Source organism: Hylemonella sp. GW821-FHT10B10, assembly GCF_059415585.1.
Genome location: NZ_JBWKNN010000002.1, coordinates 98,700 through 116,001 on the forward strand (window position 1 = coordinate 98,700; position 17,302 = coordinate 116,001).

15 protein-coding genes and 1 tRNA gene are annotated in these 17,302 nt (G+C 65.3%); 8 read left to right on the forward strand and 8 right to left on the reverse strand.

Features of this window, described 5'->3' with window-relative positions:
- The first annotated feature begins 46 nt into the window (after positions 1-46).
- Entirely contained in the window at positions 47-760 is a 714-nt protein-coding gene (locus AC07NT_RS10630; protein ID WP_498599054.1) for a hypothetical protein, read from the forward strand.
- A gap of 53 nt (positions 761-813) precedes the next feature.
- Positions 814-889 (forward strand) — tRNA-Ala (locus AC07NT_RS10635).
- Between the two features lie 64 nt (positions 890-953).
- On the opposite strand, the gene AC07NT_RS10640 is transcribed toward AC07NT_RS10635, so the two are convergent.
- On the reverse strand, positions 954-1,973 hold the full coding sequence (locus AC07NT_RS10640; protein ID WP_498599053.1) for a LacI family DNA-binding transcriptional regulator: 1,020 nt from the start codon (positions 1,971-1,973) through the stop codon (positions 954-956).
- 304 nt (positions 1,974-2,277) lie between these two features.
- Here AC07NT_RS10640 and AC07NT_RS10645 point away from each other — a divergent pair, with 304 nt between their 5' ends.
- The 5 genes from AC07NT_RS10645 (at position 2,278) to AC07NT_RS10665 (ending at position 9,238) form a co-directional block, all read left to right on the forward strand.
- A complete protein-coding gene (locus AC07NT_RS10645; RefSeq protein ID WP_498599052.1) occupies positions 2,278-3,552 on the forward strand; it encodes an ABC transporter substrate-binding protein in 1,275 nt (424 codons plus the stop codon).
- A 154-nt stretch (positions 3,553-3,706) separates the two neighbouring features.
- Positions 3,707-4,696 carry a carbohydrate ABC transporter permease gene (locus tag AC07NT_RS10650; RefSeq protein WP_498599051.1) on the forward strand — a complete coding sequence of 330 codons (990 nt, stop codon included), beginning with the start codon at positions 3,707-3,709 and terminating at the stop codon, positions 4,694-4,696.
- 11 nt (positions 4,697-4,707) lie between these two features.
- Positions 4,708-5,763 carry a carbohydrate ABC transporter permease gene (locus tag AC07NT_RS10655; RefSeq protein WP_498599050.1) on the forward strand — a complete coding sequence of 352 codons (1,056 nt, stop codon included), beginning with the start codon at positions 4,708-4,710 and terminating at the stop codon, positions 5,761-5,763.
- 17 nt (positions 5,764-5,780) lie between these two features.
- Entirely contained in the window at positions 5,781-6,782 is a 1,002-nt protein-coding gene (locus tag AC07NT_RS10660; protein WP_498599049.1) for an ABC transporter ATP-binding protein, read from the forward strand.
- Positions 6,783-6,817: 35 nt separating this feature from the next.
- A complete protein-coding gene (locus tag AC07NT_RS10665; RefSeq protein WP_498599048.1) occupies positions 6,818-9,238 on the forward strand; it encodes a glycoside hydrolase family 31 protein in 2,421 nt (806 codons plus the stop codon).
- Between the two features lie 43 nt (positions 9,239-9,281).
- Here the strand turns inward: AC07NT_RS10665 and AC07NT_RS10670 are convergent, their stop codons facing one another.
- Positions 9,282-9,890 (reverse strand): glutathione S-transferase family protein, encoded by a 609-nt coding sequence (locus AC07NT_RS10670; protein WP_498599047.1) that lies wholly within the window; start codon positions 9,888-9,890, stop codon positions 9,282-9,284.
- Between the two features lie 113 nt (positions 9,891-10,003).
- On the opposite strand from AC07NT_RS10670, the gene AC07NT_RS10675 reads away from it, so the two are divergent.
- Positions 10,004-10,975: a helix-turn-helix transcriptional regulator gene (locus tag AC07NT_RS10675; RefSeq protein WP_498599046.1), complete on the forward strand. Its 972-nt coding sequence runs from the start codon at positions 10,004-10,006 to the stop codon at positions 10,973-10,975.
- Here AC07NT_RS10675 and AC07NT_RS10680 read toward each other — a convergent pair.
- From AC07NT_RS10680 to AC07NT_RS10705, 6 genes are read right to left on the reverse strand one after another with little or no spacing between them, the layout of a single operon-like run.
- The gene (locus AC07NT_RS10680; RefSeq protein ID WP_498599045.1) at positions 10,961-12,043 is read right to left on the reverse strand and encodes a CobW family GTP-binding protein; all 1,083 of its coding nucleotides are present in this window, start codon (positions 12,041-12,043) and stop codon (positions 10,961-10,963) included. The genes AC07NT_RS10675 and AC07NT_RS10680 overlap by 15 nt on opposite strands.
- On the reverse strand, positions 12,036-13,289 hold the full coding sequence (locus AC07NT_RS10685) for an LVIVD repeat-containing protein (protein WP_498599044.1): 1,254 nt from the start codon (positions 13,287-13,289) through the stop codon (positions 12,036-12,038). Before AC07NT_RS10685 ends, AC07NT_RS10680 begins: the two co-directional genes overlap by 8 nt.
- Before the next feature lie 43 nt (positions 13,290-13,332).
- Positions 13,333-14,310 carry a Bug family tripartite tricarboxylate transporter substrate binding protein gene (locus AC07NT_RS10690; protein ID WP_498599043.1) on the reverse strand — a complete coding sequence of 326 codons (978 nt, stop codon included), beginning with the start codon at positions 14,308-14,310 and terminating at the stop codon, positions 13,333-13,335.
- A 59-nt stretch (positions 14,311-14,369) separates the two neighbouring features.
- Positions 14,370-14,792: a cupin domain-containing protein gene (locus tag AC07NT_RS10695; protein ID WP_498599042.1), complete on the reverse strand. Its 423-nt coding sequence runs from the start codon at positions 14,790-14,792 to the stop codon at positions 14,370-14,372.
- A gap of 30 nt (positions 14,793-14,822) precedes the next feature.
- Entirely contained in the window at positions 14,823-16,199 is a 1,377-nt protein-coding gene (locus tag AC07NT_RS10700) for an NAD-dependent succinate-semialdehyde dehydrogenase (protein ID WP_498599041.1), read from the reverse strand.
- Positions 16,196-17,275, reverse strand: coding sequence for an Ldh family oxidoreductase (locus tag AC07NT_RS10705; protein WP_498599040.1), 1,080 nt, complete (start codon positions 17,273-17,275; stop codon positions 16,196-16,198). Before AC07NT_RS10705 ends, AC07NT_RS10700 begins: the two co-directional genes overlap by 4 nt.
- Positions 17,276-17,302 lie beyond the last annotated feature (27 nt).

Genomic DNA, 17,302 nt, shown 5'->3' on the forward strand with positions numbered 1-17,302 from the left:
AAATAGGCTGCCAGAATGATAGCGCCCAGACACCGGAGCTTAGTTCATGAACCTCACCCGCCGAAAACTCAGCCTGGCCCTGCTGGCCCTGCTGGCCCTGCCCGCCGGCTGCGCCTACCAGCCTCTGGCCGGATTGCGCACCGAAGCCGCGGCCGCGCCGGCCCAACCGGTCGGCGTGCGAGCACCTGCCCCGGGCCAGCGCTGGATCTACCGCAAGTACAACGGCTACAACAGCACGCTGCTCGCCACGGAAACCCACGAGGTGACCGCCCTGGAGCCACGGGTACGCATCCGTATCCGCAGCGATGCCGACGCAACCGAACAGGAAGAGGTGCAGCAACCCTGGGGCCAGGTGCAACGTGAGTACGGCTGGGACACGGTGCTGAACTACGAGCAGGCCATGCCTCTGTGGCCGGCAGAACTGAGCCCCGGCAGCCGCAGCGTGTACAGCACCCACTATCGCATCGACAACGACTCCTTCCGCTACTGGATCACCCAGCACACCACAGTGCCGGGCTGGGAAAACGTGATGCTGGTCAGTGGCCCTATGCACGCCCTGCGCGTCGAGAAGCTCACGCGCCTGCAGCACCGCGATGTATCACGCACGGAAACCATACGGCGCGACACCGTGTGGCTGGCACCGGGCATCGGCCGTTGGGTGGCACGCGAAGTGACGGGCGAGTACCGCATTGCCAACAGCCGAGGCTTCAGCTGGCAACGCGAAGACTGGCACCGCTGGGAACTGGTCTCCTGGGTCTGAGAGACTGCCCCCACTGGCCGAGCGGGCCTTGGCTTGCTAGAATTTCTGCGTGTGGGGGGGTAGCTCAGCTGGGAGAGCGTCGCGTTCGCAATGCGAAGGTCGGGAGTTCGATCCTCCTCCTCTCCACCACCGTTTTCTCAGGCATCGTGGACGCATGCTTCGGCCCGTTCATATCACGCCTCATTGCCAACGGCTATCTCTCGAGCGAGACAACCATCCGGTGCGGCATCAGATGTTCCCGGGGCGGCTCACCGCCCCAAAGGCTGATCAAAAGCTCGACGATGTGCGGCCCGAAATCCTTGTGCGGTATCTCCACCGAACTCAGCCAGGGCGCCAGCCAGGCGTTGGTCGGATTGCCATCGATGCCTACGATTTCGACATCGGACGGTACCCCCAGGCCGCTCTCGCGTGCATACCGGTGCACGCCGTAGGCAACCTGATCGCTGATGCACATGATGCCGCGCGGCCAGCTGCGAGGGGCGGCGAAATGCCGGGCTGCAGCGTAGCCGCTTTCCAGATGTGAAAGGCCGGCCCCCTTGGCCCTGAGGATCCGCTTGGCCGGGATGCCTCTGGCGACGAAACGCTCCGTGAAGCCCAGCACCCGTTCGCGGGTGGTGGAGGACTCCTTGGACGGGAAGACCACCGCCGGGTCCTCGATCCCCCGCTCCAGCAGATAGTCGGCCGCGGTAGCGCCCGCCGCCAGATTGTCAGGACCGACAAAGGAGCAGGTGCCGAAGGGGCTGCGCCGGCTGACGAAGACCATGGGTGCGCCGCGGGTCACGAACTCCTGCAAGCCGGGGCTGGGCTGGCTGGCCACCATGACATACCCATGCACGACCTGCGAGCGCATCGCGTTCAGGTAGTCGTCCTGCAGCTCGGGCTGATCGTGCGTGTCGCAGAGGATCATCACGTAGCCGGCTTTCCTGAGCGCCGCTTCCGTGGAAGCCGCGATGGTGGCCATCACGGGGTTGTGCAGGTTGGACACCAGCATGGCGACCAGCTTGCTCTCGCGGCTGCGCAGCGCACGGCCCAGCTGGTTCGGGTGGTAACCCACGGCCTTGATGGCCTGCCGGACCCGCTCCACCGTCGCGGGCGACGCGCGCCGGGTTTCGCCATTCACGATGCGAGACACCGTGGCGATAGAAACGCCCGCGTGTGCGGCGACCGTGGCCAGCGATACCGGGCCTACGCCGGGCCTACCCGCATCTTTCATGGTTCTCCTCAGCCTTTTTGTCCATCACCGAACTCCGCTTTGCACCTGGCCCGCGGTCTGTCCCGGGGTCATACCGAGGGCGCTGGCCATTGTCGCAGTGCGGGCGCACAAACCTTGGGCTGGCCCCCTGCCTCGGGTTTTCCCGAACCGGTTCCGAAATATTTTGACATTTAAGGCAAACGTTTGCCATAATATTTTTTCGGTGGCGAAAAAGGCTCAAAGAATGGCCTGCGTCCCGAGCGGCGAGCAGACGAAAGCCTGAGGCCGAGCCGAGCACATCCACACCCAGAATGAAGGACGACATATGAAACTCCCATCCCGACTCCTGTCCGCGGCTGCCCTGGGCGCCGGTCTCCTGAGCCTGAGCAACGCAGCGCTGGCCGAGATCCGCGTCATGTGCTATCAGGACGGCAATGAATGCGACGTGACCGCCGACCTCATCAAGCGCTACGAGGCGCAGAACCCCGGCATGAAGGTCACCCTCGACACCGTGCCCTACAAGACGGTGGTTGAGCAGCTGCCGATCCAGCTGGCCGCCGGCCAGGGCCCGGACATCGCACGCGTGGCCGAGATCGGTGGCCTGTCGAAGAACTACATCGACATCAGCCCCTATGTGAAGGACACCAAGTACTGGGAAGCCAACTTCGGCAGCACCTTGCCCTGGATGCGCAACAAGACCGGCGACAAGGGCATCTACGGTTTCATGTCGCAGATGACCATGACCGGCCCCTTCGTCAACAAGACCCTGTTCGAACAGGCCAAGGTGCCGATGCCCGGCCCCAAGGCCACTTGGGAAGAATGGGCCGAGGCCGCGCGCAAGGTGGCCAAGGCCACACAGACGCCCGCCGCGATGGGCTGGGACCGTTCGGGCCACCGCTTTGCCGGCCCGGCCGTCAGCTACGGCGCAAAGATCTTCGACGCCAAGGGCAATCTGGTGGTGGACGAAGGCTACAAGACGGCGATCAGCAAGTTCGTCGCCTGGCACAAGGACGGCACCATCCTCAAGGACGTCTGGGGCGGCTCGGGCGGCTCCAGCTACGCCGACACCGTGGGCGAATTCAAGAACGGTCGCCTGGTGATGATCCTGTCGGGCTCCTGGCAGATCAACCGCCTGCAGAAGGAAATCGGCAACGCCTTCGACTGGGTTGCCGTGCCCAACCCCTGCGGCCCCGCAGCCTGCTCGGGCATGCCCGGCGGCGCGGCCTGGGTGGCCCTGAAGACCACCAAGTCGCCCAGGGAAGTCGGCAAGTTCCTCGACTTCATGGCGCAGGAAGCCAACGTGGCCGAGTTCGCCTCGCGCACCAACAACATCCCGGCCCATGCCGGTGTGGCCAAGAAGGGCCTGAGCTACCCGAGCGCGGGCCCCGCCGCGCAGGCGGCACTGGGGGTCTTCACCAGCGGCACATCCACCCTGGCCCCCGCAGCCTACGCACTGCAGGGCTACAAGTACAACCGCGCCCTGATGCTGCCCACCGTGACCCGCGTGACCCAGGCCATCGTGGGTGAGATCAGCGTGGACGAGGCCGTCACCAAGATCAGCGCCGACATGACCGAGGCGGTCAAACAGGCTGAGAAGTAGCACACCCCGGGGCGCGCGCTGCGTGCGCGCCCCCACCTTGCAGGGGGCGATACCTGCGGCCTGGCATAGCCAGCTCCGTGGTATCCCTGGCTAAAACCGTGATGTAGCGACGGCGCGGTTGGGCCATGCGCAGGGACAGTAGATCGGAGTCGGTATGTCAGTCTTGTCGGCCTTTCTGGGCCTTTTCTTCAACCTCTTCGAGCCGGTGTTCCGGCTCGGCCAGAAATGGCTGGGGGCGTCACGCCTTGGCTGGCTCTTTGTCGGGCCCAATCTGGTGATCATCAGCATCTTCACCTTTTTGCCCATCGTGGTGAATCTGGTGTATGCCTTCACGGGTGGTGTGAATCTGCTACCCACGCAGCGACCCTTCACCGGCGTGGAGAATTTCTCCATCCTGCTGGAATGCCGTGACTACGCGGACCTGCAGAGCTGCCGCACTGACATCTTCTGGCGCTCCATCTTCAACACCGTGAAATTCAGCGCCATCCAGGTGGCGCTGATGGTGCTGTTCTCGCTGGTTACAGCCCTGGTGCTGAACCGCAGGATCATCGGCCGCGGCTTCTGGCGCGGGGTGTTCTTCTACCCCGTGCTCCTCTCGCCGGTCGTGGTGGCACTGATCTGGAAATGGCTGCTGCAAAGCCAGGGCGTGTTCAATGCCGGCCTGGTGAGCATGGGCGCCGAACCGGTGAACTGGCTGCTGGACCGGCACTGGGCCTTCTTCTGGGTCATCGTGGTGTCCATCTGGGCGCACATGGGTTTTTACACCCTGATCCTGCTGGCCGGCCTGCAGGCCATCCCGCACGACGTGTACGAGGCCGCGGAGATGGACGCCGCACCGCCCTGGCGCGTGCTCACACGCATCACCCTGCCCCTGCTCATGCCCAACCTGATCGTGGTGCTGGTGCTGGTGATGATCCGCGCGGTGCAGACTTTCGACGAGGTCTTTGTGCTCACGGGGGGCGGCCCGGGCTCGGCCACCACCTTCATAGTGCAGTACATCTACCAGACCGGCTTTGCCGAGCAGATCCACCTCTATGGCCTGGCGGCGGCGGCCTCGCTGATACTGGCCCTCGGCCTGATGGCACTCACCCTGGCGCAGCTGAGGCTGTCCAGGGCCAGCGAAGCCGGCAAGGTCAAAAAATAGGAAACGCGGCCATGGCAAATTTCCTTACCCGTACCCGGGGCCGCGCACACGGCGGCCTGTACCTGCATTGGACGGATTGGCTGTCCTATGTCTATCTGCTGGCCGGCCTGGTCGTCATGTTCGGCCCGGTGCTCTGGCTCATCATGTCGTCCTTCAAGACCGAAAGCGCCTTGAGCCAGTTCCCGCCGAGCTTCCTGCCCTACAGCCAGAAAGAGGTGCGGGTCGAGGGTCATGACAAGCCCCTGCCCCTGTTCCTGGCCAAGGATGAACAGGGGCAGGTCCGCGAGCTGGCCCAGGTGCGGCGTATCGGCATCGTAGCCACCATGGTCGACCCGGCAGCGCCGCAGACCGAGCTGCGCATCAACATCAACGACCGCCAGCCCGTGAACGAACTCAAGTTCGCCAGCGGCAACTACACCGAACTGTTCGGCAAATTCGCTTTCGGCAGCTATCTGTGGAACAGCGTGTTCATCACCGTGGTGGCCACCCTACTCACGCTGCTGTTCAACTCCATGGCGGCCTTTGCACTGTCCAAATACCAGTTCACCGGTCAGAAGACGGTGTTCGTGCTGATCATCGCCACGCTGATGATCCCACCCACCATCATCCTGGTGCCGGCCTTCCTGGTGATCTCGGAACTGAACCTGCTGAACAACCTCTGGGGCGTCATCCTGCCCGCGGTGGCCACACCCACCGGCGTGTTCCTGCTGCGCCAGTACATGCTGACCATCCCCGACGAGCTGCTCGAAGCCGCACGCATGGACAACGCCAGCGAGTGGCGCATCTACTGGAAGATCATCCTGCCATTGTCGGCGCCGGCCATCGCGGTGCTGGCCATCTTCTCGCTCATGTGGCGCTGGAACGATTTCCTCTGGCCGCTGATCGTGCTATCGAAATCGGAGCACTTCACGCTGCAGCTCGCGCTCAACGCCTTCCAAGGCGAACTCAACACGCAGTGGCACTACCTGCTGGCCATGACCGTGATCACCCTGATCCCGATCAGTCTGGTCTTTGCCTTCCTGCAGAAATACATCGCCACTGGCATCGCCAGTGCCGGTGTGAAATGAACCGATAGGACTACCCCGTGGCCACTCTCGAACTTGCCCAAGTCGTCAAGACCTTTGACAAGAGCACCATCATCCATGGTGTAGACCTGACCGTCTCCGACGGAGAATTCGTGGTGTTTGTCGGCCCTTCGGGTTGCGGCAAATCCACCTTGCTGCGCATCATCTCCGGGCTAGAGCCGGCCAGCAGCGGCGACATCCGCATCGACGGGCAGCGCGTCAACGACGTGAGCGCCGCGCACCGTGGCTGTTCCATGGTGTTCCAGTCCTACGCGCTGTACCCGCACATGAGCGTGTACGACAACATGGCTTTCGGCCTGGAAAACCTGGGCGTGGAAAAGTCGGTGATCGAGAGCAAGGTCAATGCCGCCGCCGCCATGCTCCAGCTGGCGCCGCTGCTGCAGCGCAAGCCCACCCAGCTCTCCGGCGGCCAGCGCCAGCGTGTGGCCATCGGCCGCTCCATCGTGCGCGAACCCAAGCTTTTCCTGTTCGACGAGCCGCTGTCCAACCTGGACGCCGAACTGCGCGTGTCCATGCGCGCCGAGATCCGCGATCTGCACGCCCGGCTGAAGGCGACCATGATCTACGTGACCCATGACCAGGTCGAGGCCATGACCATGGCCGACAAGATCGTGGTGCTGCGCGCCGGCCGTATCGAGCAGGTGGGCTCTCCGCTGGAGCTGTACAACCGGCCCTGTAACCAGTTCGTGGCCGGCTTCATCGGCAGCCCGCGCATGAACTTCGTACCGGTGGCCCTGATGCCCGGCGCCAGGGCCGGCACCAGCACCGTGGGCATCCGACCCGAACACGCGCAGCTGTCCGACCACGGCCCCTTGCAGATGAAGGTGTCCCAGGTCGAACAGCTGGGCAGTAGCAGCATCCTGCATGGCCATGTGGTGCCCGACGCGCCCTTTGAAGTCATCCTGAGCGGCCAGACCCGCATCCAGCGCGGCGACACCGTGAGGGTCACCGCACCTGCAGAGCATCTGCACTATTTCGACCAGGCCGGACTGCGTCTCTGAACCCCGGGTCCCCACGCCATATGAAACAGTCGACCATGCGCCTCGACCAAGCCCCTGTCTTCGCCCTGCAATCACACAGTGGCAACCACCTCGTCCTGCACAGCGGCGGCGACGCCTTGGCCCATATCTGGGTACTGGAGGAGGACATCGTTCGGCTGCTGGTGCTGCCGCAGGGCCGGTTGCAGATGCCGCGCAGCTGGACAGTGGCGCCCGGGCTGGAGGACCTGCCGGTCGAGGGTCGTGACCGCTTTGATCTCAGTGGCTACACCCTGCCCGCTTTCGATCTCCAGCAGGACGCAGGGCAGTTGCAGATCACCACCGGCGCGGTACGCCTGACCATCACGCTGGCCGGCTTCTTCTGCCGCTGGGAGAGCCAGCACCATGGCCAATGGCAGACCACCGCCGCCGACCGGCCGACCCAGAGCTACAACTTCGGCTGGTGGGACCAACGCGTCTACCACTACCTGCAACGCGATCCTGGTGAAGCCTATTTCGGCCTGGGTGAACGCGCAGGCGACGCCAACCGCGCGGGTCAGCGCTACCGCATGTGCAACCTGGACCCGATGGGTTACAGCGCGCGCAGCACCGACCCCCTGTACAAGCACATCCCCTTCTACATCACCCGCAAGGGCGGCGCGAAGGATGCGGGCCTGTGTTACGGCCTGTTCTACGACACCCTGTCCGACTGCAGCTTCGACATGGGCCGCGAGATGGACAACTACCACGGTCACTACCGCTACTTCGTGGCCGACCATGGTGACCTGGACCTGTACTACATCGCCGGCACCGATCCGGCCGCTATCACGCGTCGTTACACCTGGCTCACGGGCCGGCCCATCTTTCCGCCGCGCTACGCCCTGGGTTATTCGGGCTCGACCATGAGCTACACGGACGCGCCCAACGCCCAGGAACGCATGGGCGAGTTCATCGCCCGTTGCACCGAACACGACATCCCCTGCGACTCCTTCCACCTGTCCTCGGGCTACACCTCGATCGGCCCGGGTCGTTATGTCTTCAACTGGAACCGCGACAAGTTCCCGGACCCCGCCGCCTTCGTGCAGAGCTACCTGGAGCACGGTGTGCGCCTGGTGCCCAACATCAAGCCGGCCCTGCTGCGCAACCATCCGAAATACGAGGCCGCGCAGCAGGCCGGCCTGCTGGTGCGCGACCCGGACGGACGGCCCACCGCCGTGCAGTTCTGGGACGGTACGGGCGCCTATCTGGACTTCACCAACCCCGCCACCATCGCCTGGTGGAAGCAGCAGGTCACCGAGCAGTTGCTCAAGCTGGGTATCCCCGCCACCTGGAACGACAACAACGAGTTCGAGGTCTGGAGCGACCAGGCCCTGGCCCACGGTTTCGGCAGCCCGCGCCCGGCACGCGAGGCGCGGCCCCTGCAGACCCTGCTGATGATGCAGGCCTCGCACGCGGCCCAGACCGAGTTCGCGCCACAGGACCGGCCCTACCTGGTGTCACGCTCCGGCGCCGCCGGCATGCAACGGTATGTGCAGACCTGGTCAGGTGACAACTACACGTCCTGGGAGACCCTGCGCTACAACATTCGCATGGGCCTGGGCCTGGCGATGTCGGGCGTGTCCAACACCGGGCACGACATCGGCGGGTTCTCGGGTCCCGCGCCCGGCCCCGAGCTGCTGCTGCGCTGGGTGCAGCATGGCATCTTCCTGCCGCGCTTCAGCATCCATTCCTGGAACGACGACCAGACCGTCAACGAACCCTGGATGTACCCAGCCATCACGCCACAGATCCGTGCGCTGATTGTTTTCCGTTACCGGCTCCTGCCCTATCTGTACGACCTGGTGTGGCGTTACCACAGCGCCTACGAACCCATCATCCGACCGACCTACCACGACTACCCCGGCGATGCGCGCTGTCTGGAAGAGAACGACGACATGCTGCTCGGCCCCAACCTGCTGGCGGCCGCGGTGGTCGAAGCAGGCCTGCGCGAGCGCCGGGTGTGGCTGCCCGGCACCGGGGGATGGTACGAGTGGCACAGCGCGCGGCATTTCAAGGCCGGCCAGCACGTGACGCTGGACGCACCGCTGGATGGCCCGCCGCCCCTGCTGGCGCGTGAAGGCTGCGCCATTGCGATGAATGTTGGCGACATCCACTTCGGCCGAGTCGAGGATAAGCGCGGCTTCCAGGTGTTTCCCTGCGTGGGGGACGGCACCTTCGAGACGACCTGCTTCGAGGACGATGGCCGTACCCAGGCCTGGCGCGACGGCGCCTACGGTCAGTGGCGGCTGCGGGTGCGCTGCACGCCGCAGCACTTGCGGTTTGAAGTGCGGCGCGAAGGCCAGCGCCCTCCTGCGCAGGACACGCTGGTCCTGCGCCTGCCTGCCGCCGATCGCCGCGCACTGGACTTCAGCGGCGCAACGCTGGTGGACGACAAGGCAGACGGTCACTGGCGCCAGCTGACGCTGAAACTGCTCCCCTGAGCATCGAACGGCTCGGGCCGCCCTGGAGACCGGCGGATGGGCCCTATGCCTGGTGCTCCACCTGCATGGCGGGGCGTGCCTGGACTCGCGCCAGCCAGGCTTGCACATGGGGATGCCGGTCTACCGGCGCACCGATGTAGACGCTGTAGCCGATCACCGAGCCTACCGACAGGTCCACCAGCGAGTAAGTGTCACCCAGCATCCAGGGCTGACGGGCCAGACGGGCGTCAAGCAGGGCCAGCAACTGGTCCAGGGCCTGGTGGGCTGCGGTGCCATGGGCGTCATCGGGTGTACCCATCGCGCGCGCGGCTTGCAGTCGCACGAGCTGGGCGCCGTAGGTGACGTAGGCCCAGGTGCACCATAAGTAGGCCTGCATCTGCGCCGGCGTTCCCGGGGCTGGCCACAGGCCGCGCGCCACACCATAACGATCGCCCAGCCAGAGCTCGATGGCCAGCGCCTCGAACATGGGCGCGCCGTCCAGGGTCAGGGTGGGCACCTTGCCATTGGGATTGAGGGCCAGGTATTCGGGGCGGCGTTGTTCGCCGGTCGTGATGTCGACCTTCACACGCTCGTGCGGCACGCCGAGATCGGCGAGAGCGCAGGCAATGGGGGTGGCGCTGGACATGGGGTGCCAGTAGAGGACGAGGGACATGGAAAACTCCTGGTTGAAGGTGAAAGCCGGTCCGGCACGGCGCCGGACACGTGTTGTCACTGTCTCAGCAATTGCGGACATATTCAGTCCTCAATAAGAGCTACATTAAGGCCATGCTGTCTTCCTCCTCCCGCCTGTTGCGCGTGCTCTCGCTGCTGCAGACCCGCAGCCATTGGGCCGGTGCAGAACTGGCCGAGCGCCTGGGCGTGACCCCGCGCACCCTGCGCCGGGATATCGATCGCCTGCGACAACTCGGTTATGCCGTCCACGCCAGCAGCGGCGTGGCCGGCGGCTACGCATTTCGTGCCGGCCAGGCATTGCCCCCGCTGCTGCTCGACGACGAAGAGGCGCAGGCCGTGGCCATCGCGCTGCAAACGGCAGCCGCCGGTACGGTGCATGGCGTGGAAGAAGGTTCGCTGCGCGCGCTGGTCAAGCTCGAGCAGGTGATGCCCCTGCGCTTGCGCCGCCGAATCGCCGCGCTGCGCTCGGTGATCCTGCCGCTGGAGAGCGTGCAGCCCACCGTCGACGCATCCGCGCTGGCCAGCCTGGCCGTCGCCTGTCGCGACCAGTTGCGCCTGGCTTTTGCCTACCGCGACAGCCGGGGGCAGGCCACGACACGCGAAGTGGAACCTCAAGGCCTGGTGCATACCGAGCGTCGCTGGTACCTGGTGGCCTGGGATCCGGCACGCGAAGACTGGCGCACCTTTCGTGTCGATCGCATCGAAGGTACGTTCACCCTCGGCGGACATTTCGCGCCGCGTGCCGCGCCTGAGGGCGGCGACCTGCGCGCCTACGTCTCGCGTTCCATCGCGGTGTCATCGTATGCCGAGCAGGCGCGGGTGGTGCTGCACCAGCCGCTCGAAGTGATGGCACGGCGCATCCCACCCTCGGCTGCAAAGCTGGAGCCGCTGGACGAAGCGCGCTGTCTGATGTTGTGCGGCGCGAACCAGCTTGAATCGGTGGCCTACTGGCTGCTGATGCTGGGCACGGAGTTCGACGTGCTGGAGCCGCCGCTGCTCAAGGATCTGCTGCGCAAGGCGGGCGAGCGCGTGGCGCGCAGCCTCGCGCGCTCAGACGGGGCTTGAGCTTGCCCCGATCCCGCCGACCGCCTGGAACAGGGCCCGGATCTTGTCGGCATCGATGTTGCGCGTGATGAAGACGATGCGGCTGCCCTGGTCTGCGCTGGGCCAGCGGTCCAGCGTCACTGGTGGATGGAACACATGGCCCACACCCTGCACCACCACAGGTTTTCCTTCGACGTTCACGATGCCTTTGACGCGCAGCATGTCCTGGCCCCGCAGGGAGATCAGCAGCTCCATGGCCGCGGAAAAAGCAGGCCAGGAAAAGGGCGTATCGAAGCGCAGGGACAGGTTGCGCACGGAGGGGTGGTGCCGGCCCGGCAGGCGCCCCGCCAGGTAAGCGCCCTCCCCCGAGGCCGTGCCCTCCCCAGAGACAGCCTCGCCCAGGAAACGCAGGGTGTCCTGCCCGGCGCGTTCGCTTTGCAGGCCCAGGCCGATCAGGTCGCGGGGATGCAGTTCGCCCTTGACGCAGCGGCGTATGTCAGCCCGTGTGTTGACCGCGGCGATGTCGACCATGAGGTCGTCCACGTCCTGGGCAGACGCGAGGTCACTCTTGGTGATGAAGATGCGGTCGGCCAGCGCGATCTGCTGCTGCGACTCCGGCTGGTGGGCCAGCTGGTCGCGGGCGTTGACCGCATCCACCAGCGTGACCACGCCGTCCAGCCGGTAGTGCGCGCCCAGCATGGTGTCGCTGGACAGCGTCTGAATCACCGGCCCGGGATCGGCCAGGCCGGTGGTCTCGATGATGACGCGGTCGAAGTCGGGGATCACCCCCGCGCGGCGGTCACCGAAGAGCTCGCGCAGGGTGTCCTGCAGATCGGTGCGCACCGAGCAGCACAGGCAGCCATTGGCCAGCAGGCTCACGCTCTCGGTCGACATCTTGACCAGGTCGTTGTCGATCCCGATTTCGCCGATCTCGTTGATGACCACCGCCACCCGGTCCATGTCCGGATGCCGCACGAGCTTGCTGATCAGCGTGGTCTTGCCCGCACCCAGGAAACCGGTGATCAGCGTGACCGGGATCTTGCCGGCCAGCGCGTCACGCCCGCTGGAAGTCGCAGACCACTCAGACATTCATTTCGAGGATGTAGAGCCCGCCGCTGAAGCGGTCGACCGTGTAGACCAGCTTGCGCTCGTCGACATAGACGTCGTTGAGCTGCACCGCACCGCGCGAGGACAGCGCAGGTGTCGGCGGCACGTAGTAGGCCACTTCCTGCACCTGGTAGGGGTTGCTGGTGTCGTAGACGCGCACGCCAGCGTTGAAGAAGGTGCCGATGAACAGCGTCTCCGAACGGAAGGAACAGGGCACGGGCAGGTTCTCGTGCAGGTTGTGCGCGCCGAAACGGCCGCCGCGCTTGGCGAAGGTGTCGTAGGGCGGGGCCGGGAAGGTGCCGATGGGCAAGGGATTCGCATCGGTACGCGAGTCCACCACCCAGACCAGCTTGGGCCAGTCCTTGCCGTCATCCTGCACGCACTCGTCGGAGACGATCCACAGATTGCGCTCGAACAGCGGCAGCACCGTGTGGGTGAAGCCGTTGAAAGGCGGCGAATGGTTCCAGTGGGACACCATCTTGATGTCCGCGGGATTGCCGATGTCGAGGACGATGGCGCCGCCGTCGATGTAACCCACATAGGCGCGGTCGGGCCGCTGCGGGAAGACATTGGTGTTGTGCGCGCGGAAGCCCGTGTCGAACTGGGCCGGCAGGCGCGCCGGCGGGGGCGCCACATCGCCTTCACGCGTACCGGGGTACCACCACCGGCCTTTCTCAAAAGGCTTGGTCGGGTCCGAGATGTCGATGATGCGGTAGATCTGGTCGTCCTTGGGATTGCGCGGCTGGAAGTCCGGCGCGCCCGAGGAGATGTGCACGGTCTTGCCGTCCACGAACCACACGGCGTGTACACCGCGCGAGTACGGGCCCGAGCAGTCGAAGTGGGACAGCAGGCGCGGCTCTTCGGGTTTGCTGATGTCGTAGATGTTGAGGCCGGCCGGCTTGGCCCCGAGCTCCTTGACCTGGCTGGCCACGACCATGATGTTGCCCACCACGTCCAGCGAGTTGGAACGCACCTTCATGTGCGGCAGCTCGGTCTGCACGATCACGCGCGGGTTCTTGGGGTCGGTCACGTCGACGCCGGTGAAGTTCTTGGGCGCGGACTCGTGCGCCATCCACAGGATACGCCGGCCGTCGTCGGCCAGCTGCATGGCGATGCCCTCGCCCATGCCGCCAAAGCCCTGCAGCTCGTTGTGCGAAATCAGCTTCATGTTGTGCGCCATGGGCTGGTCGGCGCGGGGACGCAGGGTCGTCAAATCAGGTTTGTTCATGCTCTACTCGAAAAAATGCACGGATGGGCAATGCGTCAAGGCATCACTCGGGCTTGATGTTCTTTTCCCTGACCAGCTTGCCGAACTTGGCGTATTCGGCACGCACGTATTTGCCGAAATCAGCGGGCGTGCTGCCCACCGGCTCGGCGCCTTCCTTGCCCAGACGTTCGATCACGCCGGGCTGCTTGAGCACCTTGGCGGTGTCGCGCTGCAGCTTGTCCACGATGGCTGCGGGTGTGCTGGTCGGCACGAAGAAGCCGAACCAGGAAGAGATCTCGAAGTCCTTGAGGCCGGATTCCGCCAGGGTGGGCAGCTCCGGGGCCGCTGCCGAGCGGTGCGAGGAAGTGACGGCCAGGGCACGGATGCGCCCCGACTTGACCTGCGGCAGCACCGCCACCATGGGCGCGAACATGATGTCGATCTCACCTGCGAGCAGGGCGTTCACGGCGGGGCCGGCCCCGCGGTAAGGCACATGGGTGATCTGGGCCCCGGTGGCCATCTCGAACAGCTCGCCCGCCAGGTGGCTGGGCGCGCCCTTGCCGGCTGAGCCGTAGTTCAGGCTGTTGGGCTTGGCCTTGGCCAGGGCGATGAGTTCCTGCACGGTGTTGGCCGGCACCTTGGCGTTGATCACCAGGATGTTGGGCACCTCGGCCACCAGCGTCACCGGCTTGAGGTCACGCAGGGTGTCATAGCTGAGCTTCTCGTACATGTGCGGCGCCACGGCAATGCTGGTGGACTGGCCCAGCAGCATGGTGTAGCCGTCACCGGCGGACTTGGCCGTGATGTCGGCGGCGATCGTGCCCGAGGCACCCGAACGGTTGTCCACGATCACGCTCTGGCCCAGCGCTTCACCCAGGCCCGGGCTCACGACACGCGCGAGAAAATCGGCACCACCGCCCGGCGAGGCCGGCACGATCAGGCGGATCGTCTTGCTGGGATAGTTGTCGGCCAGGGCCAGGCCCGTGAGGGCCAGCAGGGCCGCGCCGCTCAGGAGGCGCAGACAGTTTCGGCAGAAGATCATTGTTGTCTCCATATTGTTGAGGTTCATCTGGCCAGAGCGGTGCTGCGGCCTTCAGGAAATCACTTGCTGTGCTCGACGGCCACCATGCGGGTCTCGCCGGTTTCGGTCAGGGTGCGGGTCGCGTTGGGCGAGGCGTAGATCCAGAGGATCTTCATGGGCTCGGTGCTCGACATATTGCGGAAACGGTGCGACACATTGGGCGGGATCCAGGTGGTGTCCAGGGGCTTGAGCACATGGGACTCCTGCCCGGCGACGTCCATGATGGCGTCGCCCGCCAGCAGCATCACGCTCTCTTCGCAGTTGTGGCTGTGGAAGGGGATGGCCGTGCCGGGTGCGAACTCGGTGATGCCGTTGATGAAGCTCTGCGCCCCAACCGCCGGTGTCACCAGCGGCGTGGTACGGGCGCCGCCACCACGGTCATGGCTCTTGATCTGGTCGGGCTTGAGCACGGTCGGATTGCGTGCGGGTGTTGCGGTACTCATCGTTTTCTCCTTTGAGCTAGGCTTTCAATTTCAGGTTGTAGCAGGTCCGGTCCAGACCGTCTTGATGTTCATGAACTCATGCAGACCCAGGTGGCCGAGCTCGCGGCCGTAGCCGGATTGCTTGGTGCCGCCAAAAGGCAGGCGGGGGTCGGAGGCCACCAGGCCGTTCACGAAAACGGCACCGGCATCGATGCGCCGCGCCAACTGTCGCGCACGGTCGAGGTCACGGGTCCAGAGCGATGCGCCCAGGCCGAAGGGGCTGTCGTTGGCCACGGCGATCGCCTCGTCCGCCGACACCACACGCAGAATGGCGGCTGCAGGGCCGAAGGTCTCTTCCATGGCCACGGTCATGCCGGGTGTGACGTGGTCCAGGATGGTCGGCTCGTAAAAGGCACCGGGACCCTCCACCGGCTGGCCACCGATCAGGACTTTCGCACCCTCTCGCACCGAGGCCTTGACCTGGGTGTGCAACTCATCACGCAGCTTGCCGCGCGCCATGGAACCGATGGTGGTCCCGGCCTGCAGGGGGTCGCCAATCACCAGCTTGCGGGCGCCGGCCACGAACGCTTCGGCGAAACGGTCGGCAACGGTCTGCTCGACGATGAAACGCTTGGCCGAGATGCAGCTTTGCCCCGTGTTGGAGAAACGCGCCTTGACGGCGACTGCAGCCGCCGCCTCGATATCGGCATCGGCCAGCACGACAAAGGGGTCCGAGCCGCCGAGTTCGAGCACCTGCTTCTTGAGCGCCTGGCCAGCCTGTGCGGCGATGCTGCGCCCCACGGGTGTGGAACCGGTGAAGGTCACGGCGGCAATGCGGTCGTCCTGGATCAGCCCCTGCACGGCCGAGGACTCGACCAGCAGCGTGGTGAACAGGCCCTCGGGCAGGCCCGCGTCCTTGAACACATCTTCGAGCGCCAGCGCACATTGCGGCACATTGCTGGCGTGCTTGAGGACCATGCCGTTGCCGCCCACCAGCACTGGGGCGGCCGCTCGCATGACCTGCCAGAAGGGGTAGTTCCAGGGCATGACGGCCAGCACCAGGCCCAACGGGTCGTAGACCACGCGGCTGTCCGAAGCCGAACTCGCGATGACCTGGTCCGCCAGGAAGGTCTCGCCCTGCTGCGCGTAGTAGTCGAAGTTCCAGGCGCATTTCTCGATCTCGCCCAGCGACTCGCTCAGGGGTTTGCCCATCTCCAGCGTGATCAGCAGGGCCAACTCCTGCTTCTTGCGACGCAGCACGGCCGCGACCTGCAACAGGTAGGGCGTGCGCTGCCGCACGTCCATGCGAGCCCAGGCTTTCTGTGATTGCGCGGCCACACGCAGGCGGTTCTCGATGGCCTGGCCGTCGTGAATGGAGAACTTGCCCAGCAGGGCATCGGTGGCCGGGTTGAAGGAGTTCATCATCATGCGGCACTCCCCTGGGCCAGCGGCCGTATGCCGAGTTCCTTGGCCAGACCCTCCAGGTCCTTGATCAGGCTGTTGGCGATGGGGATGCCGGCCTGGTAGCTCTGCCGGCGCTCATGGCTTTGTTCACCCGGCAACCAGATGCGCTCCACACCCGGCAGGCGGTCGCTGTTGCGGATGTCCTTGACCAAGGTATCCACGGCGCCCTTGAAGACCCCTACGTCGCCAAAGGCGCTCAGGTCGATCACCAGGATGGCTTGGCCGGTGTTGGTGACGCTGACGTGGTCGGCATTGAAGTCGATCACGTCCTTGCCCATTGCGGCGCCGCCCAGGGTGCCGGCCAGCAGGCCGACCACCAGCGCCAGGCCGTAGCCCTTGTAGTCACCGATGGGCAGCAGGAAACCTTCGCTGGCGCGGTTCGGATCGGTCAGGGGCTTGCCCTGGCGGTCGATCATCCAGCCCTCGGGCATCATCTCGCCGCGTTTGGCCTTGGCCTTGACCTTGCCATAGGCCGCCACCGTGGTGGCCATGTCCAGCACCACGGGCGGTTCCGCACCGGCAGGGATGCCGGCGGCGATCGGATTGGTGGACAACAGCATGTCGGTACCGCCCCATGGCGGCAGGTGGTTGGCATTGCCCACGGCGAAGTACAGGCCCAGCATGTCGTGCTGCAGGGGCTTGCGCGCATACAGGGAGGCCGGGCCGGCATGGTTGCTGTGGCGCGCGCTGACCCAGGCCACGCCACAGGTGCGCGCCTTCTCAATGGCCAGATCCACGGCCAGAGACATCACGAGGTGTCCCATACCGTTGTCACCATCAAGCACCGCCATGCCGGGACGCTCGCGCACCACCTTGATGTCGGGATGCTTGTTGATGCCACCGGCGCGGATGCGCTTCATGTACTGCGGCAGGCGGATGACACCGTGGCCGTCCGAACCCTGCAGATCGGCCTCGGCCATGAGGGAGGCGATGGTGCGGGCGTCCGCTTCCGGGAAACCCTGGCTCACAAACGCGGACTGGATGAAGTCGCGCAGGGTGCCGGGCAGGACCTGCGTGAAATTGGGGTTGGGCGCTTTCAAGTGATGTGCTTTCTTCGGGTCAGGAGA

What these genes read in the sequence shown, in the direction of transcription:
- AC07NT_RS10630 (WP_498599054.1), top strand. Translation starts at nt 47, where the DNA reads ATGAACCTCACCCGCCGAAAACTCAGCCTGGCCCTGCTGGCCCTGCTG.
- AC07NT_RS10640 (WP_498599053.1), bottom strand. Translation starts at nt 1,973, where the DNA reads ATGAAAGATGCGGGTAGGCCCGGCGTAGGCCCGGTATCGCTGGCCACG.
- AC07NT_RS10645 (WP_498599052.1), top strand. Translation starts at nt 2,278, where the DNA reads ATGAAACTCCCATCCCGACTCCTGTCCGCGGCTGCCCTGGGCGCCGGT.
- AC07NT_RS10650 (WP_498599051.1), top strand. Translation starts at nt 3,707, where the DNA reads ATGTCAGTCTTGTCGGCCTTTCTGGGCCTTTTCTTCAACCTCTTCGAG.
- AC07NT_RS10655 (WP_498599050.1), top strand. Translation starts at nt 4,708, where the DNA reads ATGGCAAATTTCCTTACCCGTACCCGGGGCCGCGCACACGGCGGCCTG.
- AC07NT_RS10665 (WP_498599048.1), top strand. Translation starts at nt 6,818, where the DNA reads ATGCGCCTCGACCAAGCCCCTGTCTTCGCCCTGCAATCACACAGTGGC.
- AC07NT_RS10670 (WP_498599047.1), bottom strand. Translation starts at nt 9,890, where the DNA reads ATGTCCCTCGTCCTCTACTGGCACCCCATGTCCAGCGCCACCCCCATT.
- AC07NT_RS10675 (WP_498599046.1), top strand. Translation starts at nt 10,004, where the DNA reads ATGCTGTCTTCCTCCTCCCGCCTGTTGCGCGTGCTCTCGCTGCTGCAG.
- AC07NT_RS10680 (WP_498599045.1), bottom strand. Translation starts at nt 12,043, where the DNA reads ATGTCTGAGTGGTCTGCGACTTCCAGCGGGCGTGACGCGCTGGCCGGC.
- AC07NT_RS10685 (WP_498599044.1), bottom strand. Translation starts at nt 13,289, where the DNA reads ATGAACAAACCTGATTTGACGACCCTGCGTCCCCGCGCCGACCAGCCC.
- AC07NT_RS10690 (WP_498599043.1), bottom strand. Translation starts at nt 14,310, where the DNA reads ATGATCTTCTGCCGAAACTGTCTGCGCCTCCTGAGCGGCGCGGCCCTG.
- AC07NT_RS10695 (WP_498599042.1), bottom strand. Translation starts at nt 14,792, where the DNA reads ATGAGTACCGCAACACCCGCACGCAATCCGACCGTGCTCAAGCCCGAC.
- AC07NT_RS10700 (WP_498599041.1), bottom strand. Translation starts at nt 16,199, where the DNA reads ATGATGATGAACTCCTTCAACCCGGCCACCGATGCCCTGCTGGGCAAG.